The organism is Micromonospora trifolii, from assembly GCF_022229005.1.
In the GTDB taxonomy this organism is placed as follows: Bacteria; Actinomycetota; Actinomycetes; order Mycobacteriales; family Micromonosporaceae; genus Micromonospora; species Micromonospora trifolii.
Genome location: NZ_JAKKFD010000020.1, coordinates 150,835 through 177,187, shown reverse-complemented (window position 1 = coordinate 177,187; position 26,353 = coordinate 150,835). Strand labels below are relative to the sequence as shown.

The window sequence follows — 26,353 nt, the reverse complement described above, 5'->3', positions numbered from 1 at the left end:
CTCGATCTGCCGGATCCGCTCCCGGGTCACCCCGTAGACCTGACCGATCTCGTCGAGCGTCCGAGGTTGGCCGTCGGTCAGGCCGAAGCGCAGGCGTACCACACCCGCCTCACGCTCGGAGAGCGTCTGGAGCACCTGCTGGAGCTGGTCCTGCAGGAGCGAGAACGACACCGCGTCGACAGCGACAACGGCCTCGGAATCCTCGATGAAGTCGCCGAGCTGACTGTCGCCCTCGTCACCGATGGTCTGGTCCAGTGAGATGGGCTCCCGAGCGTACTGCTGGATCTCCAGCACCTTCTCGGGTGTGATGTCCATCTCCTTGGCCAGCTCCTCCGGAGTGGGCTCGCGGCCCAGGTCCTGGAGCAGCTCACGCTGTATGCGGCCGAGCTTGTTGATGACCTCGACCATGTGCACCGGAATGCGGATGGTGCGGGCCTGGTCGGCCATGGCGCGGGTGATGGCCTGCCGGATCCACCAGGTGGCGTACGTGGAGAACTTGTAGCCCTTGGTGTAGTCGAACTTCTCCACGGCTCGGATCAGACCGAGGTTGCCCTCCTGGATCAGGTCGAGGAAGGCCATGCCGCGGCCGGTGTAGCGCTTGGCCAGCGACACCACCAGTCGGAGGTTCGCCTCCAGGAGGTGGTTCTTGGCCCGCTCGCCGTCCCGGGAGATCCAGCCCAGGTCACGGACCATGTCCCGGACGAGCTTCTCCTCGCCCTCGTCGGCAGCCCGCAGTCGCTCGGCGGCGTAGAGCCCGGCCTCGATCCGCTTGGCCAGCTCCACCTCCTGCTCGGCGTTGAGCAGCGGAACCTTGCCGATCTGCTTCAGGTACGCCCGGACGGAGTCGGCGGAGGCGGTCAGCTCGGCGTCACGTCGCGCCTGCTTGAGGGCCTCGGACTCCTCGTCGTCCCACTCGAAGTCGTTGTCGGTCGCCGAGGCGGCGGCGTCGGTCTCGGCGGCCTGGGCCAGCTCGGCCGGCTCCTCGACCACCACGTCCTCGATCGCGGCGGCCAGCTCCTCCGGGTCGATCTCGCCCTCGGCGCCCTCGCCCTTTGCCTTGCCGCCAGCCTTGGTCGGCTTGGCTCCGGCAGCAGCGGCCACCGTCGCCTTGGTGGCTCGGGTCGACCGGGTCGCCTTCGCCGGCGTCGCGCCGGCAGCCTCGGTGGCGGTGCCGGTCGCCTTGCGAGCGGCCACCTTGCGCGGGGCCGACGACGCCGCGGCGTCGTCGGCGGAGGGCGCCTGCTTCGGGGCCGGCGCGGCGGCCTTCTTGGTGGTCTTGGCGGTGGTGGCCCGGGACGCTGGCGTGGTCGAGCGGGCCGCGGCGACGCGGCGACGGGTGCTCGCCGAGCCGTCCACCACGACGGTCACTCCCGCCTCGGAGAGCGCCCGCAGGATCTTCTTGGCCTGGGCCGGAGTCACCTCGGCGGACTCGACGGTGCGCGCGAGCTGAGCCGACGTGAGCTGACCACCGGCGCTCTGCGCGTGGGCGATCAGGGTGTCGGTGAGCGAGCGAACGTCGGCGCCGGGCTGGCGGGGTTCTGTCACGAATGACCTTCCGGAGGCGAAGAGCGGGCACGGCGGGTTCGTCCAGCGCAGCGAGGGTTACCGTGCCGGGCGATGTGGTTGAGGGACCCTCGTGTCACGGTCCGGCCGGTGGTCGGCGGTCCGTGCCGCGTGGGCAGGGGTGAATTGTAACGCCGTCTGCGGCGATCATCCTGCTCCGCACCGCGTACCGCCGGTGGGGACCGTCGGTGGGGCGGAGATATGGGCTTCGCGGTAATGATAGCCGCGCGGCCGGCGAACGGCTTCCTTCGTCGAGCCCGTTGGCGCGTGGATCGTGTCCGAACTGCCGTTTGAGCAGGCAGTACGAGGTCAACGTGGCGGTTGCGAGGGTGCACGTGTGGATCACCGAGGTCGCTGTCGGTAGGCACTTAAGCGACATTACCAACCTAAAGGGGCATCTTGCCGAAGGTCGGCCGCTCAAGCCGTGGCGGCGGCGTGGATGCCCCCGCCTCGCAGCGGCAGGCCAGGCACCGAAGATCCCGGTCTGGTGCCGTTGCGCGGCGTCGGGAACCATGATCTTCGGAGGTCGGGTCGGTTGTTCCACCCACCCACATGCACTCGGACTGCGGAAAGAGGCGAATCATGACCAACTCGGCTAGGACACCGTCCGAGCTGCTGGCCATCGCGGTGCAGGTGGCTCGGGACGCGGCCGACACCGCGTACCGGATGCGCGCCGAGGGAGTCGTCGTCGCCGCCACCAAGAGCACCGTCACCGACGTGGTCACCGCCGCCGACCGGGCGGTCGAGCGGCAGATCCTCGACGCGTTGGCCGCGCTGCGCCCGGACGACTCGGTGTTGGGCGAGGAGTACGGCGAGGGGACAAACGGCGCGGCGCCCAGCGGGGTGCGCTGGATCGTCGACCCGATCGACGGCACCGTGAACTACCTGTACGGGCTGCCGTACTCGGCGGTCTCGCTGGCGGCCGAGGTGGACGGGGTGGTGGTGGCCGGCGTCGTGCGCAACGTGAGCACCGGCGAGGAGTGGACCGCCACGGCCGGCGGCGGGGCCTGGCGCGACGGTGTCCGGCTGCGCTGCTCCGGCGAGGTCGACCTGGGGCAGGCGCTGGTCGGCACCGGCTTCGGCTACGACGCCGGCCGTCGGGCGCACCAGGCGCAGGTGGTGGCGGGGCTGATCGCACACGTACGGGACATCCGCCGGCTCGGCGCCGCGGCGCTGGACCTCTGCCTGGTCGCCGAGGGGCGGCTCGACGCGTACTTCGAGAAGGGTCTTGCGGCCTGGGACCTGGCGGCGGGCGGGCTGGTGGCCGCCGAGGCGGGGGTTCGGGTCGCCGGTCTGGCCAATCGGCCGCCGGGACCGGACCTGGTGGTCGCGGCCCCGCCCGCGCTCTTCGCGCCGTTGCACGACCGACTGGCCGCGCTGGATGCCGCAGGCGGTCCCTGACCGGTGGAACAGGCCGGCTCGCCGCCCTGGCGTCGCCTGGGGCCGGTTACGCCGTCACTTGGCGGGTGGGGACGGGCAGGAGCCCTTGGGAGCCTCCGGCGGGCCCGAGTCGCCGAGTGACTGGTTGACCTCGGTCGTGGTGGCGAGCTGCTGGAAGTTGTTGCCCAGCACGACGTCCACGGTGTCGTCGGTGCGCTTCTCGTCGTAGCCCGGGGTGGCGTTGTTGAGGAAGTACGCCTGGAGCAGGTGCGCGGACCCGACGCCCTTCGGGCCGTACCGCAGCAACGCGACGCTGTTGATCCTCTTCTCGTTCCCGGTCTTCTTGACCTGGAACTGTCGATTGCTGAACTCGTCGGCGACGGTGTGGGCGAGGCCGGGCTGGTCGGTGGCATTGAACACGTTGATCTTGACGTCCTTGCGCTCGCGCAGGGTCAGATCCGCCAGCGGCCAACCCTCGGGGCAACCCGCCGCGGTGCCCACGTTGCCCTGGCTGTCGCGGACCACGGCCACGACGACGAAGACCAGGGCGATGATCGCCAGCAGGCCGACGACGACGAGTGCTCGCACGCGCGCAAAACTCATCAGGGCACTCCCCGGACCTCAGTGGGTGGTGGCGGCCAGAAACGATCGCTCAGGCCGCCGGCCGTCGAATACGCCGCTGAGGTTAACGGTTGTCCGGCCGTCGCGTGGAAACAGCCCGACATGCCGGCGCGCCGACCGCGAACCGGGTACTACTACCCCTATCTTCGTGTCGCCTGAATCACATTGGGAACAACTTCGCGTGCGGGGGCGTACATCTCAGCCGCAAGGGCGGTATACATGCCTCGCCCAAGGGGGGGTAAGGTTCCGCGCTCGCAGGGGAGTCGCCCCGGCGAGCTCGACCCGTTCGGTCCTCGGGTCGGGTGCCCGACACAAGTGGTGGCCGGCCAGCGGAACCGAAACAGCGTCGTCCGGCGTTACAACCGGAAGCGACAACATCGATATGGGAGAGTGAAACCGATGGCCACCGACTACGACGCCCCGCGTCGCGACGAGGTCGACCTCGGCGAGGACAGCCTGGAAGAGCTCAAGGCACGGCGCGTCGACTCACAGTCGGGCGCGGTGGACGTCGACGAGGCCGAGGTGGCCGAGAGCTTTGAGCTGCCCGGTGCCGATCTGGCCGACGAGGAGCTCACGGTCAAGGTGCTTCCGATGCAGCAGGACGAGTTCCGGTGCGCCCGCTGCTTCCTGGTCCACCACCGTAGCCAGCTGGCGGTCGAGCGTAACGGCGAGCTGATCTGCCGCGAGTGCGTCTGACAACCACAACAACACCGGCGGCGGCCTCCTGAACGGGGTCGCCGCTGCCGGTGTAGGCATGCGGCAGCGGTGGGTACCTGCTTGACTCGTAGCGGGTAGCCACAGCACCGGGAGGTCCGATGAGCGATCGAGGCGGCACCACCGAGGGCGGTACGGACAAGCCCGGTGTCACCGACGGTGGCACGGACGACCTTGGTGCCACCGTCGCGGCGTTGACCGCTGACGACATCGCACCGGCCCGACGCCGCCAACTGCTGACCCGGATGGTCGGTCAGGCCCGTGCGCGGGGCGTCTCCGACCTGTTCAAGCCGCGCGCCGCCGTGCGGTGGATGGTCGACGCCGTCGCCGACATCGCCCCGCACGTGCCGGTACGGGACCTGGACACGCTGCGTCAGCACTTCCCCGGCCTGGACGACGCCGCCCTGGCCGACCGGCTCATCCGCAACGCGTCGAGGACCACCGCCGCGATCGGCGCGGCCGGTGGGGGCGTCGCCGCCGTCGAGTGGACGGTGGCCCCGACCCTGCTCTCCGCGCCGGTGCTGCTCGCCGCCGAGACCGTGGCCGTGGTGGCGGTGGAGCTGAAACTCGTCGGCGAGCTGCACGAGATCCACGGCGTGGCGCTACCCGCCGTCGGCAGCCAACGGGCGGTCGCGCTGGTGCACTCCTGGGCCACTCAACGCGGCGTCAACCCGATGGTGCCCGGTGTGGGAGTGGGGGCGGTGCTCGGCACCGCCGCCCGCAAGGAGCTGCGGGACATGCTGCTGCGGCGCTTCGGTCGCAACCTCACCACGCTCGGGCCGTTCCTGACCGGAGCGGCGGTGGCCAGCTTCCTCAACCGCCGGGCCACCCAGCAGATGGCCGAGCAACTCCAGGTGGACCTGCGTCGGCGGGGCATCGCCCGGCCCGCGCCACCGGCGGCCCTCCCTGGCCCACCGACCGGCACCTGAGCGGCTTCGCCGTCGGGTCAGCCCGGCTCGCCCGCCGTCGGGTGGGTAGCCGCCAGGGCGTCCCGTGCGGTCAGCACCGCCTCGGCCAGCTCGACCGGGTGGCGGGTGCTCACCACCCAGAACGGGGTCGGATCCGCAGGATCGTCGAGGACCACCTGCACGGCGCCGCCGATCCACGGTCGCTGCACCACGAAGGCGAGCGGGTCCGCGCCGACGCCGAGCACCTCACGGCGGCCGGCCACGTCCAGCGGCACCACGTCGGCCACGAATCGGACCGGCAGGCGGGCGTCGTCCACCCGCAGCTCGGCATCGGTCACCCCGACCCGGATCCGGCCCAGCCACCACAGCCCGACAGCGGTCAACGGCACCAGCACGGCGAACGGCAGCCAGGCGCGGACGCCGGAGGCGCCCATCCAGATCTCGACGGCCAGCAACGCGGCGGCCACCAACCCGGCCAGCCACAGCCACCAGGGCAGATCCAGTCGCTCGGTGTACGCCGAGCGGGCGGCGACCGGCGGCTGATCGGCGGACGGGGAGGGCGACATGCTCACTCCTGCGAGGGTACGGCGCACGGCGGCTCGACGAACCGGCAGGATGGCAGGGTCACCCCGCGAACCGGACGGAAGAGGGGACCCGTGACCGACGTCGTACCCGTGCCTGTGCAGATGCTCGACCCGGAGCTGCCGCTGCCCACGTACGCCCATCCCGGCGACGCCGGGGCCGACCTGGTGGCGGCCGCAGACGTGGAGCTGCCACCCGGCGGCCGTGCCCTGGTGCCCACCGGCGTGGCCATCGCGCTGCCGGAGGGGTACGTCGGCCTGGTCCATCCCCGCTCCGGTCTGGCGGCCAGGCTCGGCGTGACGGTGCTCAACGCGCCCGGTACGGTCGACGCCGGCTACCGGGGTGAGATCCTGGTCAACCTGATCAATCATGATCGGGATGCGCCGGCGAAGATCTCCCGCGGCGATCGGATCGCGCAGCTCGTGGTCCAGCAGGTCGCGCGGGCGCGGTTCGAGCCGGTGGTCGAGCTGCCCGCGTCCCGGCGCGGGACCGGTGGGCACGGGTCCACCGGTGGGCACGCCGGGCTGGTGCCGTCGCCGACGGGCCAGGACCGGGTCGAGCGGCGGCCGAGCGAGCCGGGCCGCGGGCAGACGGAAGAGGTGGCAGGGTGAGTGTGAACAGCGGAGGGCAGGCGCAGTGATCTTCTCCCGAAAGCGGGCCGATGCGGAGCGGCAGACCCGTGACGAGCGGGCTACCCCGGTCCCGGACCAGGGCGATGCGACGCCGACGCTGGAGCGCGGCCCGTACGACATCTCCGAGAGCTACGACGACGTGCAGCGACTCGACCTGGGCAGCCTGCACATCCCGGCGATCGCCGACGTCGAGGTGCGGGTGCAGGCCGACCCGCAGGGCGTGATCCAGCAGGTGGTGCTGGTGCACGGTGACAACGCGCTCCAGTTGGGCGTCTTCGCCGCCCCCCGGTCCGAGGGGATCTGGGACGAGGTGCGCGAGGAGATCCGGCAGTCGCTGCTCCGCGACGGCGCGAACGCGCAGGAGGTCGCCGGCGAGTACGGGCCGGAGCTGCACGCCCAGGTGACCACCCCGGACGGCCCGACGAACCTGCGGTTCGTGGGAATCGACGGGCCGCGCTGGATGGTCCGGGGCGTGTTCCAGGGTCCGGTGGCCACCGACCCGACCATGGCAGGGCCGCTCGTCGAGTGCCTGGACGGCCTGGTGGTCGACCGTGGGCAGGAGGCGAAGCCGGTCCGCGAGCCGCTGCCGCTGCGGCTGCCCCGGGAAATCGCCGACCAGGCCGAGGCCGAGGCGGGCGACGCCGCGGCCGCGCCGCGTCAGGTCTGACCCGCGCGCACCGGCCCGCCGGAACCAGCCCCGTCGGCGTACGCTGGCGGCACGGTTCCGGCGCCGCCGGGGCCGGCCGGGGACGGCGAGCGTGGAGAGGGTGACGCGGAGGTCATGACGACCGACGAGGGCCGGGTGTCGCTACGGCGCATCCTGCAGAGGTTCACCGCCAGCGAGGCCGAGATCGACGCGCAGGAGCTGCGTCGGGAGAGCGCCGAGTGCGGCGGGATCCCTGCCCAGCAGTGCTCCCGGGGTCAGCTGGTCTCGGTCGCCGGTCGGCTGCGCACCGTGGTCTACACGCCGCGCACCAACCTGCCCACCCTTGAGGCCGACCTGTACGACGGCAGTGACGTGGTCACACTGGTCTGGCTGGGGCGACGGCACATCGCCGGGATCGAGCCGGGCCGGCATCTGACCGCCCGTGGCCGGATGGCCGTGCGGGACGACCGCAAGGTCATCTACAACCCCTACTACGAGCTGGACTCGCCCAAGTGACGGCACTGCGGACGGAAGGCCGGCGATGACGACGGGACAGGACCGGGCGGCACAGCCGGATACCGACCCTCAGGACGAGGAGCCGCTGCCGACGATCGCCGAGCAGATGGCCGACCAGCTCGGCGGCTGGCGCGGGCTGGTCGAGTCCAGCATCCCGGTCGTGGTGTTCGTCGTCGCCAACATCATCGGCGAGCTGCGGCCGGCGGTGATCGCGTCGATCGCGGTCGCCGTGCTGATCGCCGGGCTGAGGCTGACCCAGCGTCGGCCGATCCGGCACGCCGTCAACGGGCTCTTCGGCGTCGGCGTCGGCGCGGCCATCGCGTGGCGTACCGGCGACGAGCGTGACTTCTACCTTCCCGGCATCCTCTACGGCATCGGCTACGGCATCGCCCTGCTGATCTCGGCCGCGATCCGGCAGCCGCTGGTGGGCTGGATCTGGTCGGTGTTGGTGGCCAAGGGCCGTTCGGAGTGGCGGACCGACCCGAAGCTGGTGCGCACCTTCACCCAGCTGACAGTGCTCTGGGGTGTGGTCTGGCTGGCCAAGGTGGGCGTGCAGGCCGGGCTCTACCTGGCCCACCAGGACACCGCCCTGGGCGTGGCCCGGCTGGCGCTCGGCTACCCGCCGTACGCGCTGCTGTTGCTGATCACGGTCTGGACGGTGCGCCGGGTCACCCGGGAGTCGCCGCCGGCCCCGCTGCCCAGCGCCTGAGCGACGCCGGGTCACCCGGCCCGCTCAGCGCGCCCGTCGCGGTCAGCGTGAGCTGCGGGTCCGTTCGACGCTGTCCGGCCCGAGGATCACCGCGCGGACCTCGTCCTCCACCTCCGCGGTGCAAACGAAGATCAGCTCGTCGCCGGCCTCGATCGGGTCGTCCGGGCTGGGCACCAGGACCCGCTTGCCGCGCAGGATCGCCACCAGTGCGGAGTCGCGGGGCAGCGGCACGGCGTGGATCGGCCGACCGACGTAGGGGGCGGTCGGCGGCAGGGTGATCTCGACGAGGTTCGCCTCGCCCTGTCGGAAGGTCATCAGCCGGACCAGGTCGCCGACGGTGACCGCCTCCTCGACGAGCGCGGCCATCACCCGCGGCTTGCTCACCGCGACGTCCACGCCCCACTGCTCGGTGAACAACCACTCGTTCTCGGCCCGGTTGACCCGGGCGACCACGCGGGGCACCGCGAACTCGGTCTTGGCCAGCAGCGACAGCACCAGGTTGGTCTTGTCGTCGCCGGTCGCCGCGACCACCACGTCGCACCCGGCGATGTTCGCCTCCTCCAGGCTTGCCACTTCGCACGCGTCGGCCAGCACCCAATCGGCGGCCGGCACCCGGTCCGGGCGCAGCATCTTGGGCTGGCGCTCGATGAGCATCACCTGGTGGCCGTTGTCGATCAACTCCTGGGCAATCGAGCGGCCCACGTTGCCCGCGCCCGCGATGGCGACCCGCATGGCTCAGTGCCCTCCTTCCGGCGGCGTCGCCGCCACCGACGTGACAGTCGCCACGATGTCATCGCTGACCAGCATGAACACCTGGTCGCCCTCCTGAATGACGGCGGAGCCGGTGGGCAGCGTGCCGATGCCGAAGCGGATCAGGTAGGCCACCCGCGCCCCGGTCGCGTCCTCCAGCGTCCGCACCGGTCGGCCGATCCAGTCCTTGTGTACGGGCACCTCGACGATCGACACAGTGCTCGTGGGGTCGCGGAAGATCTCCACGTTGCCCTCCGGCACCAGGTGTCGCAGCATCCGGTCCGCCGTCCACCGCACTGTCGCCACGGTCGGGATGCCCAGCCGCTCGTAGACCTGCGCCCGGCGCTGGTCGTAGATGCGGGCGGCGACCCGGGACACGCCGAACGTCTCGCGGGCCAGTCGGGCCGAGATGATGTTGGAGTTGTCGCCGCTCGACACCGCCGCGAAGGCGTCCGCGCGCTCGATGCCGGCCTGTCGGAGCACCTCGCCGTCGAAACCGGCCCCGGTCACAGTGATCCCGGCGAAGTCGGGGCCGAGCCGGCGGAAGGCGTCGGCGTCCTGGTCGATCACCGCCACCGAGTGCCCTCGGGACTCCAGGCTGTGGGCGAGGGTCGATCCGACCCGACCACATCCCATGATCACGACGTGCACGCTGTCCCTCCCAAGGTGCGTCCCGCTCCCGCTGTCGGTGGCCTTCGAGTGCGAGCCTGCCACGTCCCGGTCACGAGCGGGGACCGACCGTACCCCGCCGTCGTGAGCAGCGGTGATCGCCCACCCCCGCGCCCCCACCGAGGTGGTCGTACTCTTGGCGTTCGTGGCCAGTCCCACCTCGCTGCTGAAGCGGCTTCTTCTCGGTCGACCGTTCCGGTCCGACCGGCTTCAGCACACCCTCCTGCCGAAGCGCATCGCGCTACCCGTGTTCGCCTCCGACGCGCTGTCCAGCGTCGCGTACGCGCCCGACGAGATCCTGCTGACCCTCTCCATCGCCGGTGCGTCCGCGTACTTCTTCTCGCCGTGGATCGCGCTGGCCGTGGTCGTGGTCATGCTCACCGTGGTGGCGAGCTACCGGCAGAACGTGCACGCCTACCCGTCCGGTGGCGGCGACTACGAGGTGGCAACTGTCAACCTGGGGCCGAAGTTCGGCGTCGGGGTGGCCAGCGCCCTGCTGGTCGACTACGTGCTCACGGTGGCGGTGTCGGTCTCCTCCGGAGTGGCCAACCTGGGCTCCGTGGTGCCGTTCGTGGCCACCCACAAGGTCCTGATCGCGGTGAGCGCGGTGGTCCTGCTCACCGCCGTCAACCTGCGTGGGCTGCGCGAGTCGGGCACGGCGTTCGCCATCCCCACCTACGGCTTCGTGATCGTGATGCTCGGGATGCTGCTCACCGGGCTGTTCCGGGTCTTCGTGCTGGGCGACGAGCTTCGCGCGCCGAGCGCCGACCTGGTGATCCAGGCCGAGCACAGCGTGACCGGTTTCGCGCTCGTCTTCCTGCTGCTGCGGACGTTCAGCTCGGGTGCCGCCGCGCTCACCGGCGTGGAGGCGATCTCCAACGGGGTGCCGGCGTTCAAGGCGCCGAAGAGCCGCAACGCCGCCACCACCCTGCTGCTGCTCGGCACCATCTCGGTGAGCATGCTGGTCGGGATCATCTGGCTGGCCCGGCTGACCCACCTCCAGTTCGTCGAGGATCCGAACCTCCAGATCGTCTCCGGCCCCGAGGGGTACGTGCAGAAGACGGTCACCACCCAGCTCGGAGAGACGGTCTTCGGTTCCGGGTCGATCCTGCTCTACGTGCTGGCCGGGGTGACCGCCCTGATCCTGTTCCTGGCCGCGAACACCGCGTTCAACGGTTTCCCGGTGCTCGGCTCGATCCTGGCCCAGGACCGCTACCTTCCCCGCCAGTTCCACACCCGGGGCGACCGGCTGGCCTTCTCCAACGGCATCACCTTCCTGGCCCTCTTCGCGATCGTGCTGATCGTGGGCTTCCAGGCCGAGGTGACGAAGCTGATCCAGCTCTACATCGTCGGGGTCTTCGTCTCGTTCACCGTCTCCCAGGTCGGCATGATCCGGCACTGGAACCGGCACCTGCGCACCGAGCGGGACCCGGAGGCGCGTCGCCGGATGATCCGCTCCCGGGCGATCAACACGTTCGGCGCGGGCCTGACCGGTGCGGTGCTGGTGATCGTCCTGATCACCAAGTTCCTGCTCGGCGCCTGGATCGCGATCGCGGCGATGGCGGTGATCTACGTGTTGATGCTGGGGATCCGCCGGCACTACGACCGCATCGCCGTCGAGCTGACCCCGCCGGACGAGGGCCGGGCCGTGCTGCCCGCCCGCAACCACGCGATCGTGCTGGTCAGCAAGCTGCACCAGCCGACGCTGCGGGCCATCGCCTACGCCCGCGCCACCCGCCCGGACACGCTCACCGCGGTGACCGTCAACGTGGACGAGAAGGACACCCGGGACCTGCAGGCCGACTGGGAGCGCCGGGAGATGGCCATCCCGCTCACCGTGATCGACTCGCCGTACCGGGAGATCACCCGCCCGATCCTGGACTTCGTCGCCTCCACCCGCCGCAAGTCGCCCCGGGACGTGGTGACCGTGTTCATCCCGGAGTACGTGGTCGGCCGTTGGTGGGAGAACCTGCTGCACAACCAGAGCGCCCTGCGGCTCAAGGGTCGGCTGCTCTTCGAGCCGGGGGTGATGGTGGTCAGCGTGCCGTGGCAGCTCGCGTCGACAGCGAGCAAGAACCTGGACCGGCTGGACGCCACGCTGTCCCGGACCCCGGCACGGGGGCCACGGAGCGCCGTGCCGCCGCTGGTCGCCACCCCGCCGGTGGCCCCCGCGCCGCCCGGCCAGGGCGGGCCCGAGAACAGCGAAACGATGGGAAACACTCGTGACTGAGCCGGGCGGTCAGCGGACCGCGACACCTGCGACACCTGCGACGCCGTCGGCGTCGCCGGCCTTCGAGCGGGGCCTGGCCGAGGCCGACCGGGTCGAACTGACCGTCGACGCGGTCGCCCCCGGCGGTCATTGTGTCGCCCGGGTGGACGGGCAGGTGGTCTTCGTCCGGCACGCGCTGCCCGGTGAACGGGTCATCGCCGAGGTCACCGAGGTGCACCGGGGGTTCGTCCGGGCCGACGCGGTGACAGTGCTGGAACCCTCACCGGACCGGGTCGAGCCGCCCTGCCCGTACGCGAAGCCGGGTGCCTGCGGGGGCTGCGACCTCCAGCATGTCGCCCCGGCCGCGCAGCTGGCCTGGAAGACCGCCGTGATCCGCGAGCAACTGGTGCGCCTCGGCGGGCTGACCGACGTCGAGCTGGACCGGCTCGGCGTCCGGGTCGAGGCGTTGCCCGGTGGGCTGCTCGGCTGGCGCTCCCGGGTCCGTTACGCGGTCGACGCCGCGGACCGTGCTGGCCTGCTCAAGCACCGCTCGCACGAGGTGGTGCCGATCGACCGCTGCCGGATCGCCCACCCGGCCATCCAGCAACTGCCGGTGCTCACCCCCACCGGTCAGCGCTGGCCGGCCGCCGAGGCGGTGGAGACCGTCGCCAGCACCGGCGGGGACGTGACCGTCACGGAGATCCGCGACGGGGTGCCCACCCCGGTCAGTGGCCCGACCGAGGTCCGCGAGGTCGCCGCCGGACGGGACTGGACGCTGCCCGCGTCCGCGTTCTGGCAGGTGCACCCGGCCGCGGCGGACACCCTCTCCACGGCGGTGCTGGAGTTGCTGGACCCGCAGCCCGGCGAGATCGCCTGGGATCTCTACGGCGGGGCTGGGCTGTTCGCCGCCGGGCTGGCCGAACGGGTCGGCGCGACCGGCCGGGTGACAGTTGTCGAAGCGGCGGCGCAGGGTGTCGCCGCCGCCCGGGAGAATCTCGCCGACCTGCCCAGCGTCGAGGTGGTGTCGGCCCGGGTGGAGACCGCGCTGGCCCGCCGACGGATCACCGGCCCGGTCGACGTGGTGGTGCTCGACCCGCCGCGCTCCGGGGCCGGCGCCCCGGTGGTCCGCGCGCTGGCCGCGGCCGGCCCGCGGGCGGTCGCGTACGTGGCCTGTGACCCGGCCGCCTTCGCCCGGGACGTGCGTACCTTCGCCGACCTCGGTTGGCGGCTGGCGGCGCTACGGGGCTTCGACCTCTTCCCGATGACGCAGCACGTCGAGCAGGTCGGGTTACTGCTTCCGCCGGACGTGCGGTAGAACACCGCGCGTCAGCGCCTGACCGGGTGCTCAGCTGCCCACTCCCCGCCCGGCCCGGGTGCGGGGGGCTCGGGCCGGACTGCGGAGTACCGGGGGGCCGATAGACTCTCCGGTCATGAGTGTTGAAGAGGACACGGCCAACCACGGCCGGCTGCTGGGGACGGTTCGCGGTCCGCAGGACGTCAAGCGGATGTCCGGCGAGGAACTGGACGTCCTCGCCGCCGAGATCCGGGACTTCCTGATCACCAAGGTCTCCCGTACCGGCGGGCACGTCGGGCCCAACCTCGGTGTGGTCGAGCTGACGCTCGCCATGCATCGCGTCTTCGACTCCCCCCGGGACCGGCTCCTGTTCGACACCGGCCACCAGGCGTACGTACACAAGATCCTTACCGGGCGTCAGGCCGGCTTCGACAAGCTCCGCCAGCGCGGTGGCCTCTCCGGCTACCCCAGCCAGGCGGAGAGCGAGCACGACCTCATCGAGAACTCGCACGCCTCCACCGCACTGTCCTACGCCGACGGCCTCGCCAAGGCGTACGCCCTCCGGGGTGAGGCACGCAGCGTCGTGGCCGTTGTCGGCGACGGTGCGCTGACCGGCGGCATGTGCTGGGAGGCGCTGAACAACATCGCCACCGCCGGCAACTCCCTCGTGATCGTGGTCAACGACAACGGCCGGTCCTACTCGCCGACCATCGGCGGGCTGGCCGACCACCTCTCCTCGCTGCGGCTCAACCCCGGCTACGAGAAGGTCCTCGACACCGTCAAGGACGCCCTCGGCTCCACGCCGCTGGTCGGCAAGCCGATGTACGAGGTGCTGCACGCGGTCAAGAAGGGCATCAAGGACGCTGTCGCCCCGCAGGCCATGTTCGAGGACCTCGGCATCAAGTACGTGGGCCCGGTGGACGGGCACGACGTGACGGCGGTCGAGGCGGCGCTGCGCGCGGCCAAGAACTTCGGCGGCCCGGTCATCGTGCACGCCGTCACCCGCAAGGGCTACGGCTACCGTCCCGCCGAGGAGGACGAGGCGGACTGCCTGCACGGCCCCGGCAGCGCCTTCGACGTGGAGACCGGCGCGCTGCTGGCCGCCCCGTCGGTGAAGTGGACGCACGTGTTCGCCGACGAGCTGCTGGCCATCGCCGACGAGCGCCCGGACGTGGTGGGCATCACCGCAGCCATGGCCGAGCCGACCGGCATCGCCAAGCTGGCCCGCAAGTACCCCGAGCGGGTGTACGACGTGGGCATCGCCGAGCAGCACGCGGCCACCTCGGCGGCCGGGTTGGCGCTCGGTGGGCTGCACCCGGTCGTCGCTGTCTACGCCACCTTCCTCAACCGTGCCTTCGACCAGGTCCTGCTGGACGTGGCGATGCACAAGCTGCCGGTGACCTTCGTACTGGACCGGGCGGGCATCACCGGCCCGGACGGGCCGAGCCACTACGGCATCTGGGACATGTCGGTCTTCGGGGTGGTGCCGGGGCTGCGGATCGCCGCTCCCCGCGACGCCGCCACCCTGCGGGAGGAACTGCGCGAGGCGATGGCCGTCGACAACGGCCCGACAGTGGTGCGGTTCCCGACCGGTGCGGTCGCCGCGGACCTGCCGGCGCTGCGCCGGGTCGGCACCGTCGACGTGCTGGCCGAGTCCGCCCGTACCGACGTGCTGCTCGTCGCGGTCGGCTCCTTCGGCCAGTTGGGCATGGAGGTGGCCGCGCGGGTCGCCGAGCAGGGCTACGGGGTCACCGTCGTCGACCCTCGCTGGGTGCGTCCGGTCCCGGCGGAGCTGGTCGACCTCGCCGCCCGTCACCGGCTCGTGGTCAGCGTCGAGGACGGCGTCCGGGTCGGCGGGGTGGGCGACGCGCTCGCCCAGGCGATGCGCGACGCCGACGTCCGGGTGCCGCTCAAGGACCTGGGTGTGCCGGCCGAGTGGCACCCGCACGGCACCCGCGCGCAGATCCTCGCCGACCTGGGCCTGACCGCTCAGGACGTGGCTCGCAACGTCACCGGTTGGATCTCCGGCCTGGACGCCACCCCGGACCGCCTCACCCCCAGCGACGCGGCCGCACAGAACTGACGAGAACGAACAACGGCGGGCGTCCCGAGGGACGCCCGCCGTCGTTTAGCCCCGCCCACCCTCCCTCGTCGATCAAGCGGCGGTGTGCCGCCTCGTTCCGCCTCGCCTTCGCCCCGTCGATCTTGCACTTTCGGTCGGCGTTACGCGCCTTGAGCCCCGATTTGTCGGCGCAGAAAGTGCAAGATCGCGCGGGTGGGGGCGGGGGCGGGGGGCGGGTTGGGGGTTAGCGGGGGGAGATTGAGCGGTAGTGGGTCTTGTCGGTGTTGGCGAGGCTGTAGGTCTGGGAGCGGGACGGGGTGGGGATGACCGCCAGACCGGGGCGCTCGACCAGCAGGGGAGTGCCCGGCGGGACGGACAGGGAGCTGTCCCGGGTGGGCCGCCAGCTCAGCACCACCAGCGGCTGACCGGGCACCGGCAGTTGGTACGCCTGCAACGGGGTGGCCCGGTCGGCGGGTGAGACGACGGGTGCGCTCCCGTCGGCCGGCCGATAGATCACCGCCGTCATCGCGCCGGCGTCGGTGTCCCAACTGAGCTGCTGCAACTCGGCCGGCTCGCCGCCGCCGAGGGCGACTTCGCCGAGCGAGCGCACGGTGAGCTTCGCCATCGGCCAGGACGTCGGCACCGAGCGTGGGGCGTCCCGGTCCCCGATCCGGCGCGGGATGCTGCCGAACGGGCCCCGGTCGCCGGACAGCACGCAGGTGTCCAGGCCCGTGAGCGCCCGCCGGCCCGTGCCGGACTCGTCGCGGACCAGCGGGTAGCGCGGGTCGACGGTGCCGGTGCCCAGGTCGAGCAGCCGGTCGGCGGCCCGCCCACGGGGGAGCGACTCCGTGGTCCGCAGGGTCGCGGTCACGCCGACGGCCGTGCAGGACGGCACGTCGACAGGTGCGCTGAGACCGTCCGCGATCATCAACGTCCGGTCCTGTGGCCCGAGGAGGCTCTGCACCCGGGCCGAGACCAGGTAACGCCGGCCGCCGGCCGTCTGCACCGGCAGCACGTCCGAGTAGACGAGGTAACCCGGGTCGGTGTACTCGGTGGCACGGGTCACCGCGTACCGGTCGCCCTCGCGGGTCAGTTGCAGCAGCCAGGACGCGCTTTCGCCGGGTACGTCGGCGGCCACCAGCGCCACCGGTGCGCCGTCGACCCGACCGGAGAAGAGGATGCCGGACGAGGGCAGGTGCGCGCGGTCGTCGGCCGGCGACCGCCAGCCCCGGACCGCCGCGGTGACCGCTGCCGTCGCGGTGGCGTCCCCGGAGAGGTCGCCGCGGGGCGGCCACACGGCGAGGGTGCCGTCCAGGCTGTCGTACCCGACCTGGAGGTTCTGGGGCTTCCGCTCGGTCACCGGGCCGCAGGCCGTGCCGGCCAGCAGCGCGCTCAGCAGGACGGGAAGGACCCTGCCGTACCGACGGCCTGGAGTCACCTGGCCCGCCCCCGATCGCCTCGCCGTCGCTGTCGGAAAGCGCCATAGTACGAGATGTCCGGTGCGGAGCCTCAGCTGGCCGGCACTCGAACCACCACAATGGACACCACCGGGGGTTTAGGGCGTTTTGGTTGCTCCGGTAGACTCCGCCGACTGTGACGCCTGCCGAGTCCCGCGCCCTGCCCGCGCCGCACACGGAGGCGGCAGCCGACTCCGCCGAGCTGGTGAATTACCGCACACCGGCCGGCCTCTTCGCCGGCCCGCCCGCGCTGAGCGCCCCCACCACGGAACCGGCCGACACCGAAACGCCAGCCGATTCCGAAACACCAACGGAGGCCGAAGCGCCGGCGGAGAGCGCGGTGCCGACGCGGGCGCGGTGGCGTCGGTGGACTCGGCGTCGGCAGCACCTGGCGGTGGGCGGGCTGTTCCTGCTCGCCGCGATCTGGGTGACCAGCCGGATCTGGCTGGACCCGTCCGGCCGGGTGGCCTCGCTCTACACCGGTGACCCGGCGCAGGTGCAGTTCTTCCTCGCCCACTCGGTCCGCGTGGTGCTGCACGGCGAGTACCCGTTCTACACCGAGCAGTTCAACTACCCGGACGGCGTCAACCTGATGGCCAACACGGCCGTGCTGGCGCTGGGCATCCCGATGGTCCCGGTGACGCTGCTCTTCGGGCCGGCGGTCTCCTTCGTGGTGCTGGTCACGCTCGGCCTCGCCGGCACGGCCATGGCCTGGTACCTGATGCTCTCCCGCCACCTGGTGCGTACCCCGCTCGCGGCGGCGGTCGGCGGCTGGTTCTGCGGGTTCTCGCCCGCAATGCTCTCGCACGCCAGTTGGCACCCGAACATCATCAGCCAGTTCCTGCTGCCGTTCATCGTGTGGCGGGTGCTGGTGCTCACCCGCTCCGGAAAGCCGGTCCGGGACGGGGCCCTGCTCGCCCTGCTGGTCGCCGCGCAGGCGTTCATCAACGAGGAGATCCTGCTCTTCACGGCGATGGCCTGCGGCGTCTTCCTGCTGGCGGTGCTCGCCCAGGAGCCGGCCCGGTGGCGGGCGGCGTGGCGACCCCTTGGCGTCGGCGTGGCGACCTGCGCGCTGCTGGCCGGGGCGCTGCTGGCGTACCCGCTGTACGTGCAGTTCGCCGGGCCGATGGCCTACCACGGGCTCAGCGACGCGGTGCAGGACTACGGCAACGACATCGCCGCCTTCTTCGCCCCCGGCTCGCCCACCCTCGGCGGCAACCAGCGGGCCAACATCAACCTGGCGCCGAACTACTCCGAGGAGAACGCCTTCTTCGGCTGGAGCCTGTCGATGCTGGCCATCGGCATCGTGGTCTGGCTGCGCCGGGAGTTGATCGTCCGGGCGCTCGCGGTGACCGGCGTGTTCTTCGCCGTGCTCTCCCTCGGCGAGCGGGTCTCCTGGTGGGACCGCGAGCTGATCACCGGGCCGTGGCAGTGGTTGGTCCACCTGCCGCTGCTGGACGCGGTGGTGCCGACCCGGTTCGGGCTGATCACCAGCGTGGTGGTGGGCCTTCTGCTCGCACTCGCCGTCGAGCGGGCCTGGGCGCTGCGCCCGGCCGACCGCCGTACCGTCCACGTGCTCACCGCCGCGGGCCTGGCCTTCGCGCTGCTGCCGATCGCACCGATGCCGCTGCGGATGGTCTCCCGGCCGCCGGTGCCGGACTTCATCACCGCGGACCGTTGGCGGGCGTACGTGGGGCCGGATCAGACGCTGGTGCCGATCCCGGTGCCCAGCATGGGCAACACGCACGGCATGCGCTGGGCGGCGGCCACCAACCTCGACTTCAAGATCCCCGGCGGTTACTTCCTCGCACCCCGCAACGGCAACACCGGTGACGCGGGCCGGTTCGGCGGTCGTCCCAGCGGGGTGGGCCAGATGCTGGAGGAGGTGGCGACCACCGGCCGTACGCCCAAGCTGGACGACCGGCAGCGTCGGCGCTTCACCGACGAGCTGCGGCACTGGCGGGCGGCGATCCTGGTGCTGCCGGTGCGGCAGCAGAACGCCGAGCCACTGCGACGTACGGTCGAGGAGTTGGTCGGCCCCGGCCGCCAGGAGTTGGACGTCTGGGTCTGGGACGTCCGGACGCTCACCGACCGTTCGGTCTGATGACCACCGGGACGACGTCCCCGAACGTTTCGCCACCGGTGACGGTCGGTGCGTCCCGGCCGGCCTGGCTGCGGGACGCGCTGGTGGTCGCCGGCTATCTGGGCCTCGCCGTGCTGGTGACCAGCGGGCAGTGGGGTCGCCCCTGGCGGCTGTTCCACCAGGCGGGTGACCAGATCCTCTTCGAGTGGATGTTGGCCCACGCGGCGCATGCCGTGGTCGAGGGGGAGAACCCGCTCTTCAGCACCGCGTTGAACGCTCCCGACGGGGTCAACCTGATGGCGAACACCTCGGTGCTCGGCCTGGGGGTCCCGCTCACCCCGGTCACCCTGCTCTTCGGCTCGCAGGTGGCGTTCTGCGTGGCGGTCGTCTGCTGCCTCGCCGGGACCGCCGTCGCCTGGTACGTGCTGCTGCGCCGCCGGCTGGTCGGCACCCGGGCCGCGGCCGCGGTGGGCGGGCTGATCTGCGGCTTCGCCCCGGGCATGATCGCCCAGGCGGGCGCCCACCTGCACATCGCCGCCCAGTTCCTGGTGCCAGCGATCCTCGCCCTGGTGTTCCGGCCCGCCTCGGAGACGCCGCGTCACGGGGTGTGGCGGCCCGGCGTCGGCCTGGGGCTGCTGCTCGTCTGGCAGGTCTTCATCGGCGAGGAGGTGCTGGTCTTCCTGGCGCTCGCGGCCGGGGTCTTCGCGCTGGGTTACGCGCTCGCCGACCGGGTGGCCGCGCGCCGGCTCGCGCCGGCCCTCTTCGGCCGGCTGGCGGTGGCGGCCGGCGTGGCGGTGGTGCCGCTGGCGTACCCGCTGTGGTTCCAGTTCCACGGCCCGCAGCACTACTCGGGGATGGCGTTCGCCACGCAGGGCTTCCAGTTGGACGTCGCCTCGTTCACCGCGTCGGCCCGGCAGACGGTGCTGGGCGACGACTGGCTGCCGGGGCTGCTGTCGCCGAACCCGACCGAGGAGAACTCGTTCTTCGGCCCGGGTCTGCTGGTGCTCGCCGTGGTGATCGTGATCTGGCAGTGGCGACGACCACTGGTCCGGGCACTGGCCGCCTGCGGCGTTGTCTTCGCAGTGCTCTCGCTCGGCGACGAGCTGCGGGTGGACGGTGAGGCCACCGGCATTGCGGGGCCGTACCGGCTGGTCGGCGGGCTGCCGTTGCTCGATCTCGCGGTGCCGGCCCGGTTCGCGCTGGTCTGCGTACCGGTGCTGGGTGTGCTGGTGGCGCTGTCTCTGGACCGGGTCCGGGCAGCGCGCGGGCCGACCGTGGCGCCGGGCCTACCGGTGCGGCTGCTGTGGGCCGGAGCGGTCGCCGCCGCGTTGCTGCCCCTGATTCCGACGCCGATCCGCGTGGTGCCGGTCGCGCCGGTGCCGGCGTTCCTCGCCGCCGGTGGCTGGCGTCCGCTGGTGCCGCCCGGCCGGACGGTGGTCGCGGTACCCCCGGTCACCGGTGCCGGGCGCAGCCCGGTGATGCTGTGGTCCGCCCGTACCGGTCTGGGATTCGCCGCGCCGGGCGGTTACTTCATCGGCCCCAGCGGCCCGGACGACCCGGCGGCCCGCTGGGGCGCGCCGGACCGGCCCACGTCGGTGCTGCTGCGGCAGGTGGCCGACACCGGCGTGGTGCCGGTGCTCACCGACGCCGACCGCCGTCAGGCCGTCGAGGACCTACGGCACTGGCGGGCCGCTGTGGTCGTCCTCGGGCAACTGGAGCACGGTGACCCGGTCCGCCGCACCGTCGACGACCTGCTCGGCCCGGGCCGACCGGTCGACGGCGGATGGTTGTGGGACGTCCGGGACCGCGTCGGCTGAGCCGACCGACGGACTAACCCACCACGGCGCGCACGTCCCAGACCCAGACGTCGTCGACCCGCTGCGGCGCCCCGAGCAGGGCGGTGACCAGCTCACGGAGCACCGCCTCGCGGGGGTGCGCCCCGAGCACCACCACCGACGCCCGCCAGAATCGCAGGTCCTCGACGGCCTGGCGGCGGTTCTCGTCGGTCAGCGCCGGAACCGTGCCGCTGTCCATCGTGGAGTAGATGAGGGAGCTGGTCGGTCGGTTCGGCGCACCGAAGACCCCCTCGCCCAGCTCGTTCGGGCCGATGAAGTAGCCGCCCGGAACGGGGAACTCCTGCCCGGTCAGCGCACTCCAGCGCAGCGTCGGCAGACCGTGCACGTTGCTCGGGATCGGCACCGGCACCAGGGTTCGACCGGCCGGCACGTACGGCCGCCAGCCGCCCGCGGTGATGAAGTGCGGCGGCGGGTCGATCTGCTGGGCGGGAAGCGGGCGGGGGAAGAGCGGCAGCACGGCGAGGGCGACCGCCGCGTACCCCACCGGGCGCAGCCACCGACGGCGCGACGCGACCGGCGCCGCGGACTTGGCGGACCCGGCGGACCCGGCCGGGGTCGCGTCGGCAGTGCGCTGGGCCGGCACCCGCGGCCGGTCGGGCACCGGGCGCCCCTGGCGGTACGCGGCGTCCCAGGTCAACGCGAGCAGTACGCCCACCGCGGCGGCGACCACCAGCGTCAACCGGGTCGGCATCATCATCTCGACCAGCGGCAGGTCGTCCGACACGTAGGACCAGGGTCCCTTCACGCCGGTCTCGACCCCGTTGAAGCGCACCCACGGCCCGATGGCGGCCACGCTGAACACCACGATGAGCACTGCGGCGATCCGGGCGGGCAGCGAGCGGCGGACGAGGAGCACCAGGGCCACCACCGAGAGCAGTACCAGCGGCCAACCGAACCAGGTGTTCTGCTCGGTCAGGCCGATCGTCTTCTCCACTGCCGGGTCACCGGCCCAGGTGTCCCGGGCGAAGGTGACGAAGGCGACCAGGTCCTCGCCCCAGTTGTGGAACACGCCGCCCTGCAGGCCCCGGTAGGACTGCGGGCCGTTGAACTGGAACCAGATCGGGTACGCGGTGAGCACCAGGGCCAAGCCGCCGGCGACGCCGAGCCCGGCCAGGAACGTGCCGGCGGCAGCCCGGGTTGCCCGCGGCCGCTGCACGGCGTACGCCAGCACGATGACCAGGCAGGCCAGCGCGGTGAGCAGCAGCATCTCCTCGTTGATGAAGATCTGGTACGCCACCAGCGCGCCGAGCACGAGCCCGTTGCGTCGCCAGCGGCCCGCCTCACCGAGGGTCAGCACCCGCACCACGATCAGCGGGAGGAGGAAGTTGGACACGAAGTTCGGTTGGCCGTTGGCGTGGTGGATGATTCCCGGCGCGAAGCCGAGGAACGCGCCGCCGACGAACGCCGCCGCCCGGGAGCGCACCAGGTGGCGGGAGAGCATCCAGTAGCCGGTGCCGGCGGTGGCCGCCAGCGCCGCGCCCAGGTAGAGCGCGTACACCACCTGGGGGCCGAGCAGCATGGTCAGCGGCGCCAGCGGCAGGGTCACGCCGAGCAGCGAGGTGTTGGCCATCATGTTCACCCCGTCCGGGGCGTTCTGACGGGCCGTGAACAGCGGGTTCTCCAGGTGCCGCACCGAGAACGCGCCGTGCGCGAACAGCCACTCGAACCAGCTGTGATCGGTGGGCAGGTGCGAGGAGACCCGACCGTTGACGTCACCCCAGTAGTTGAGGCAGACGAAGACGCCCAGCAGCACATAGGCTCCGAGGGCCAACAGGTCGGCTCGGGCCGGGCGGCGTCGAGGCCGCCGTGTCGACTCGGCCTCGGCCGGGTCGGCGTCGGTCACGGGATTCAGCGAAGGGTCTACCACCGGCACAGCCACGACGCGCCATCGTACAGGCGGGGTTCCGTCGCTTTTGCCGGGCCGGTGCGCCGACGGTCGGTTTGCCGGACGGTGACCCGTCGGCCAGCCTTACCTGGTGACGGAAGGACGGTCGTTGTCGATCATCGAGCTGGGCGAGATTCGGGACGAGCCCACGTCGGCGCCTCCGGTTCGCCGCCCGCGCGCCGCCGGTCGCCGGCTGCGTAGCGCGACGGTGCTGTTGCTCAGCCTGGTGGTGCTTTCCGGTGCGACGCCGCCACCGCAGCGAGCGGTGAGCGTGGTGCCGGCGTCGAGGACGGCCACCGCCTACCTGGCCGGGGACGGCGTCTTCGTTGTCGATCCGCCGACACCCGACGGGGCCCGGTACCTGACCGCGTACGCCCAGCCCGCACCGACCGGCGCCGGGGTCCGGCGGCGGTGGCAGGCGCCGCTGGCCCGCACCGGTGACTACCTCGACGTCCGGGTCGAGCAGGGGTTGGTGCTGGCGATGGCGGTCAGCGCGCCGAACCGGCTGTTCCAGACCACAGCCTTCGACGCCGCGACGGGCCGGCAACGTTGGCAGCATCCCGGTGCTCCCCAGCCGACAACCGGTGGTGGCCTGCTGGTGACCGACGGCCGGGAGGACGGGTCGGGCGCCATGCGCGGGGTCGAGCCCGACACCGGCCGAATGCTCTTCTCGGTGCCGATCCCGCCGGCCGCCAGCCCCACCTACCACGTCACCCCGGAGGGTCAGGTCGACCGGTTCGTGCTCCTGCAACCGACCGGCGAGGTGCAGGTGTACGACGCCGGCACCGGCCAGCTGCTGCGCAGCATCGACACGCTGACCGGAGACCGGTCGGCGTACCAGCGGGTGCAGGTCGTCGACGACCTGCTGCTGCTCGTACCGCCGGGCAGCACCCGGCTGGTGAGCTTCGGGTTGGCCGAGTTGGAGCCACGGTGGACGGCCGAGGTGACGCTGGTGTCGCATGTGCTCGACTGCGCCGGTCTGCTCTGCGCGGTACCGCAGACCGGCGGCCTTCAGGTGCTCGACCCGGCCACCGGTGCGGTGCGGTGGTCGGAACCGGGTCAGGACAACCTGGCCGACGTCCGGTACGGCCGGCTGCTGATGGCCAGGCCCGGCCAGGGGTACACGGTGCGGGACGCGAACACCGGGCAGGTACGGACCGAACTGGGCGCGTGGAGCCTGCTGCCGGTGCTCCGGGCGGACGACCCGCTGGTCGGGGTGCGGCGGGGCGACGACGGTCGGATGGTCATCGCCGAACTGGACCTGGCCGCCGGCCTACCGCGGATCGTGGACGTGCTACCGGGCATCGCCGGCAGCTGCCAGGCGTCCCTGCCGGTCCTGCTCTGCCAACGCCTCGACGGCACTACCGCTCTGTGGAGGTTGACGTGACCGACTCGGTGATCGACCTCGGCGAGCTGCGGCACGACCCGGACCCGGAACCGCAGGCCCGCCCACCTCGTGCTCACGGTCGCCCGCTGCGCTGCGCGCTGGTCGTGGTGCTCGCGCTGGTCACGCTCGCCGCCTCCGCCGTCGCACCACCCAGGCGGGCCCCGGTGACGCTGCCGGCCCGGCCCGGGTCCGACGTCATGCTCGACGGTGACCTCCTCCTGGTCATGGAGCAGACGAACCCGACGCGGCAGGGGCGGCTGGCCGCGTATCGGCTGCCCGGTGGCGAGCCGGTCTGGCAGGCGCCGCTGTCGGCGGAGGCCCGGTACTGGGGAATTACTCCGCTGGCCGGGATGCTGCTGGCCACCGGGTACGAGATCGGCCCAGAGGGTCGGGACACACTCACCATCGCACTGGACCGGGCGACCGGGGCGTACCGGTGGCAGCAGCCGGGCACCGCCTCCCCGCTGACCGACGGCAACGTGCTGCTGCGCAGCGGCGGCGAGACCTTGCCGTCCAGTCTGCGCGCTGTCGATCCGTGCTGCGGCACCGTGCGCTGGCAGCTCTCCGGCATCAGCGGCGACATGTTCGTGCGGGGGGACGAGCTCGGGGTGGACCGGGTGGTGCTCAACCAGTTGAACGGCCCGGCAGAGGTACGCGACGCGATCACCGGCGCGGTGCTGGCCCGCGCCGATCTGCGCCCGCCCGACGGGGGTCCGATCAGCGTGGACCTGACAAAGGACCTGCTGCTGGCCATCGACAGAGGCTCGGGCACTGTCACCGCGTACGGGCTGGACCAGCTTGAGCCCCGCTGGACCCGCGCCCGGTTGCACGTCGACTTCGCGCTGGACTGCGGCCCCGTCCTGTGCGTGCGTACCGGCAACAACGAACTACAGGCGCTCGACCCGGCATCCGGGGAGGTGCGCTGGCGCAGCAGCCAGTGGGGGTGGGCCTGGCCGGCCGACGGCCGGCTGATGGCCAACCTCAGCGGTGTCGGCCCGTTGGAGCAGTACATCGTGCTCGATGCGCTGACCGGCCAGCAGTTGGCCGACCTGGGTCGGTGGGAGCTGTACCAACTCGGTGCCGGCGGCCGGCTGGTCGGCATACGCCGGATTCCCAACGGAGGGGTGCTCGTCGGCGAGTTGGACATCGCCGCCGGAAAGGTGCGCACCGTGGACGTGCTGCCCGATGCCACCGGGGAGTGCCAGGCGATCACCGGCTACCTGGTGTGCAGTGACACCCCGGCCGGCTCGTACCAGCTCTGGAAACTGACCGGCTGATCACCAGTTGGCCTGGGCGGGCGGCGGGGGCAGCGGCACCGACGCGGGTCGCAGCACGTACGCCACCCCGCCGCTGCCGCGTTGCCAGACCGCCTCGAACCCCTGCCGGGGCACTGTGCGACGGACCGCGTCGTCGTCCGGGGCGTACGGGTCGTTGAGCACCGGGTCGCCGTCGGCGGTGAAGCCGACAAGCACCATCAGGTGCCCTCCGGTGTCGTAGCCGAGCCCCGGCACCTCGTCGGCCCGGAACGCGGCGGAGACGATCAGGGGGATGCCGGCGGCGACGAACGCCTCCGCCTCGACCAGCGACCGCAGCCGGGTGACGAACGCGTCCACCCCGTGCAGACCGGCGTACGCGGTGTTGAACGGCCAGTTGCCGGCCCCGGCGTACGCGTGGTCGTAGCAGTGCCGGGCGGCGTGCACCACCACCGGACGCGGGCCGGACGGCTCCACCCAGGCGTAGCGGTCCGGACTCGGCTCGGCGCCCCAGTAGGCGAGCACCATCGAGGTGCAGGTGGGGCTGCACCAGGAGTCGCCGCCACCACCCCACTGCGGGTACTGGCCGGCGTGCAGCCGCTGCGAGTAGCGGGGCACGTCCAGCACCCGGCCCCGGGCAGCGGACGCGGGCTCCCGCGCGTACACCTGATCACCTGTCGTGGGCCCGGTGGCGACCGCACCGATGCTGCGCAGCACCGGGCCGCTGGGGCTGCCGGCGGGCCGACACAACCTCACCCGCGCCTGCCAACCGGTGACCGTCGCTCCGGTCACGATCAGGGTGTCGGTGTCGACCCGGGCGGCACTGTCGCGCTGTCCGGGCAGCGAGGTGCGCCGTACCGTCTGGTCGCCGGCGGCCCAGTGGGCCAGCCGGTACCAGTCGGTGCTGGGCTTGTCGTCGTGCCAGCCGCGCAGGTCGACCTCGATCCAGCAGCCGTCCGGGGTGTCGGCCGTCCAGGACGGCACCACCTCGGCGACGGCGAAGCCGACAGGTACCGGCGGCGACGTCCAGGTGCCGCGCAGGGCGACGCCGTCGAGGGCGAGCCCTGGACCGCCGGCGAGCAGGCCGTCGCCGCTGCCGCTGGTCGTGTCGGCCGGCAGGTGGAAACCCCGGTAGGCGATGTCTCGCCGGGTGGGTGGTGCCGCAGTGGTCATGCCA

The 26,353-nt window shown here is 72.2% G+C and carries 22 protein-coding genes; 14 read left to right on the top strand and 8 right to left on the bottom strand.

The genetic code is table 11. The features are described from left to right. The coding region (locus NIE79_RS13800) for an RNA polymerase sigma factor (RefSeq protein WP_238678923.1) at window positions 1-1,545 on the bottom strand (1,545 nt) is incomplete at its 3' end. Between the two features lie 600 nt (window positions 1,546-2,145). Between NIE79_RS13800 and NIE79_RS13795 the strand changes: the two genes are divergently transcribed. Continuing rightward, window positions 2,146-2,964, top strand: a complete 819-nt coding sequence (locus NIE79_RS13795) for an inositol monophosphatase family protein (RefSeq protein WP_238678922.1) — start codon at window positions 2,146-2,148, stop codon at window positions 2,962-2,964. A 54-nt stretch (window positions 2,965-3,018) separates the two neighbouring features. On the opposite strand, the gene NIE79_RS13790 is transcribed toward NIE79_RS13795, so the two are convergent. Next, window positions 3,019-3,531: a LytR C-terminal domain-containing protein gene (locus NIE79_RS13790; RefSeq protein WP_238678938.1), complete on the bottom strand. Its 513-nt coding sequence runs from the start codon at window positions 3,529-3,531 to the stop codon at window positions 3,019-3,021. Between the two features lie 432 nt (window positions 3,532-3,963). Here NIE79_RS13790 and NIE79_RS13785 point away from each other — a divergent pair, with 432 nt between their 5' ends. Both NIE79_RS13785 and NIE79_RS13780 read left to right on the top strand, forming a co-directional pair. Then, window positions 3,964-4,260: a DUF4193 domain-containing protein gene (locus NIE79_RS13785; protein WP_007075406.1), complete on the top strand. Its 297-nt coding sequence runs from the start codon at window positions 3,964-3,966 to the stop codon at window positions 4,258-4,260. A 119-nt stretch (window positions 4,261-4,379) separates the two neighbouring features. Further along, window positions 4,380-5,207, top strand: coding sequence for a hypothetical protein (locus tag NIE79_RS13780; RefSeq protein WP_238678921.1), 828 nt, complete (start codon window positions 4,380-4,382; stop codon window positions 5,205-5,207). A gap of 17 nt (window positions 5,208-5,224) precedes the next feature. Here NIE79_RS13780 and NIE79_RS13775 read toward each other — a convergent pair whose 3' ends face one another. Next, entirely contained in the window at window positions 5,225-5,758 is a 534-nt protein-coding gene (locus tag NIE79_RS13775) for a DUF3093 domain-containing protein (protein ID WP_372471526.1), read from the bottom strand. 84 nt (window positions 5,759-5,842) lie between these two features. On the opposite strand from NIE79_RS13775, the gene dut reads away from it, so the two are divergent. From dut to NIE79_RS13755, 4 genes are all read left to right on the top strand, one after another. Beyond that, window positions 5,843-6,379, top strand: coding sequence for a dUTP diphosphatase (gene dut, locus NIE79_RS13770; RefSeq protein ID WP_238678920.1), 537 nt, complete (start codon window positions 5,843-5,845; stop codon window positions 6,377-6,379). 25 nt (window positions 6,380-6,404) lie between these two features. Continuing rightward, entirely contained in the window at window positions 6,405-7,067 is a 663-nt protein-coding gene (locus NIE79_RS13765) for a DUF3710 domain-containing protein (RefSeq protein WP_238678919.1), read from the top strand. 114 nt (window positions 7,068-7,181) lie between these two features. Next, on the top strand, window positions 7,182-7,562 hold the full coding sequence (locus tag NIE79_RS13760; protein WP_238678918.1) for an OB-fold nucleic acid binding domain-containing protein: 381 nt from the start codon (window positions 7,182-7,184) through the stop codon (window positions 7,560-7,562). A gap of 25 nt (window positions 7,563-7,587) precedes the next feature. Continuing rightward, complete coding sequence (locus NIE79_RS13755) at window positions 7,588-8,271, top strand: DUF3159 domain-containing protein (RefSeq protein ID WP_238678917.1); 684 nt, start codon at window positions 7,588-7,590, stop codon at window positions 8,269-8,271. A gap of 42 nt (window positions 8,272-8,313) precedes the next feature. On the opposite strand, the gene NIE79_RS13750 is transcribed toward NIE79_RS13755, so the two are convergent. Then, the gene (locus NIE79_RS13750; protein ID WP_238678916.1) at window positions 8,314-9,003 is read right to left on the bottom strand and encodes a potassium channel family protein; all 690 of its coding nucleotides are present in this window, start codon (window positions 9,001-9,003) and stop codon (window positions 8,314-8,316) included. Between the two features lie 3 nt (window positions 9,004-9,006). Beyond that, window positions 9,007-9,672: a potassium channel family protein gene (locus NIE79_RS13745; RefSeq protein ID WP_091400613.1), complete on the bottom strand. Its 666-nt coding sequence runs from the start codon at window positions 9,670-9,672 to the stop codon at window positions 9,007-9,009. A 163-nt stretch (window positions 9,673-9,835) separates the two neighbouring features. Here NIE79_RS13745 and NIE79_RS13740 point away from each other — a divergent pair, with 163 nt between their 5' ends. From NIE79_RS13740 to dxs, 3 genes are all read left to right on the top strand, one after another. Beyond that, the gene (locus NIE79_RS13740) at window positions 9,836-11,920 is read left to right on the top strand and encodes an APC family permease (RefSeq protein WP_238678915.1); all 2,085 of its coding nucleotides are present in this window, start codon (window positions 9,836-9,838) and stop codon (window positions 11,918-11,920) included. A gap of 73 nt (window positions 11,921-11,993) precedes the next feature. Then, entirely contained in the window at window positions 11,994-13,214 is a 1,221-nt protein-coding gene (locus NIE79_RS13735) for a class I SAM-dependent RNA methyltransferase (RefSeq protein ID WP_238678936.1), read from the top strand. A gap of 115 nt (window positions 13,215-13,329) precedes the next feature. Further along, on the top strand, window positions 13,330-15,276 hold the full coding sequence (gene dxs, locus NIE79_RS13730) for a 1-deoxy-D-xylulose-5-phosphate synthase (RefSeq protein WP_238678914.1): 1,947 nt from the start codon (window positions 13,330-13,332) through the stop codon (window positions 15,274-15,276). Between the two features lie 223 nt (window positions 15,277-15,499). Here the strand turns inward: dxs and NIE79_RS13725 are convergent, their stop codons facing one another. Beyond that, window positions 15,500-16,693: a hypothetical protein gene (locus NIE79_RS13725; protein WP_372471524.1), complete on the bottom strand. Its 1,194-nt coding sequence runs from the start codon at window positions 16,691-16,693 to the stop codon at window positions 15,500-15,502. A gap of 224 nt (window positions 16,694-16,917) precedes the next feature. Here NIE79_RS13725 and NIE79_RS13720 point away from each other — a divergent pair, with 224 nt between their 5' ends. Together NIE79_RS13720 and NIE79_RS13715 are read left to right on the top strand one after the other, a co-directional pair. Beyond that, a complete protein-coding gene (locus tag NIE79_RS13720; protein WP_443677167.1) occupies window positions 16,918-18,816 on the top strand; it encodes a DUF6311 domain-containing protein in 1,899 nt (632 codons plus the stop codon). Next, a complete protein-coding gene (locus NIE79_RS13715) occupies window positions 18,816-20,612 on the top strand; it encodes a DUF6311 domain-containing protein (RefSeq protein ID WP_238678913.1) in 1,797 nt (598 codons plus the stop codon). The genes NIE79_RS13720 and NIE79_RS13715 overlap by 1 nt, the downstream gene beginning before the upstream one ends. 13 nt (window positions 20,613-20,625) lie before the next feature. Here NIE79_RS13715 and NIE79_RS13710 read toward each other — a convergent pair whose 3' ends face one another. Continuing rightward, complete coding sequence (locus tag NIE79_RS13710; RefSeq protein ID WP_238678912.1) at window positions 20,626-22,494, bottom strand: DUF6311 domain-containing protein; 1,869 nt, start codon at window positions 22,492-22,494, stop codon at window positions 20,626-20,628. Window positions 22,495-22,627: 133 nt separating this feature from the next. On the opposite strand from NIE79_RS13710, the gene NIE79_RS13705 reads away from it, so the two are divergent. After that, on the top strand, window positions 22,628-23,923 hold the full coding sequence (locus NIE79_RS13705) for an outer membrane protein assembly factor BamB family protein (RefSeq protein WP_238678911.1): 1,296 nt from the start codon (window positions 22,628-22,630) through the stop codon (window positions 23,921-23,923). Further along, window positions 23,920-25,200 (top strand): outer membrane protein assembly factor BamB family protein, encoded by a 1,281-nt coding sequence (locus NIE79_RS13700; protein WP_238678910.1) that lies wholly within the window; start codon window positions 23,920-23,922, stop codon window positions 25,198-25,200. Before NIE79_RS13705 ends, NIE79_RS13700 begins: the two co-directional genes overlap by 4 nt. Here NIE79_RS13700 and NIE79_RS13695 read toward each other — a convergent pair whose 3' ends face one another. Further along, window positions 25,201-26,349 carry a C39 family peptidase gene (locus tag NIE79_RS13695; RefSeq protein WP_238678909.1) on the bottom strand — a complete coding sequence of 383 codons (1,149 nt, stop codon included), beginning with the start codon at window positions 26,347-26,349 and terminating at the stop codon, window positions 25,201-25,203. It lies immediately after the preceding gene. Between the last annotated feature and the right edge of the window lie 4 nt (window positions 26,350-26,353).

Excerpts from the sequence above, each read along its gene's own strand:
- dxs (WP_238678914.1), top strand. The coding sequence starts at position 13,330 with ATGAGTGTTGAAGAGGACACGGCCAACCACGGCCGGCTGCTGGGGACG.
- NIE79_RS13795 (WP_238678922.1), top strand. The coding sequence starts at position 2,146 with ATGACCAACTCGGCTAGGACACCGTCCGAGCTGCTGGCCATCGCGGTG.
- NIE79_RS13755 (WP_238678917.1), top strand. The coding sequence starts at position 7,588 with ATGACGACGGGACAGGACCGGGCGGCACAGCCGGATACCGACCCTCAG.
- NIE79_RS13750 (WP_238678916.1), bottom strand. The coding sequence starts at position 9,003 with ATGCGGGTCGCCATCGCGGGCGCGGGCAACGTGGGCCGCTCGATTGCC.
- NIE79_RS13780 (WP_238678921.1), top strand. The coding sequence starts at position 4,380 with ATGAGCGATCGAGGCGGCACCACCGAGGGCGGTACGGACAAGCCCGGT.
- NIE79_RS13715 (WP_238678913.1), top strand. The coding sequence starts at position 18,816 with ATGACCACCGGGACGACGTCCCCGAACGTTTCGCCACCGGTGACGGTC.
- NIE79_RS13760 (WP_238678918.1), top strand. The coding sequence starts at position 7,182 with ATGACGACCGACGAGGGCCGGGTGTCGCTACGGCGCATCCTGCAGAGG.
- NIE79_RS13785 (WP_007075406.1), top strand. The coding sequence starts at position 3,964 with ATGGCCACCGACTACGACGCCCCGCGTCGCGACGAGGTCGACCTCGGC.
- NIE79_RS13695 (WP_238678909.1), bottom strand. The coding sequence starts at position 26,349 with ATGACCACTGCGGCACCACCCACCCGGCGAGACATCGCCTACCGGGGT.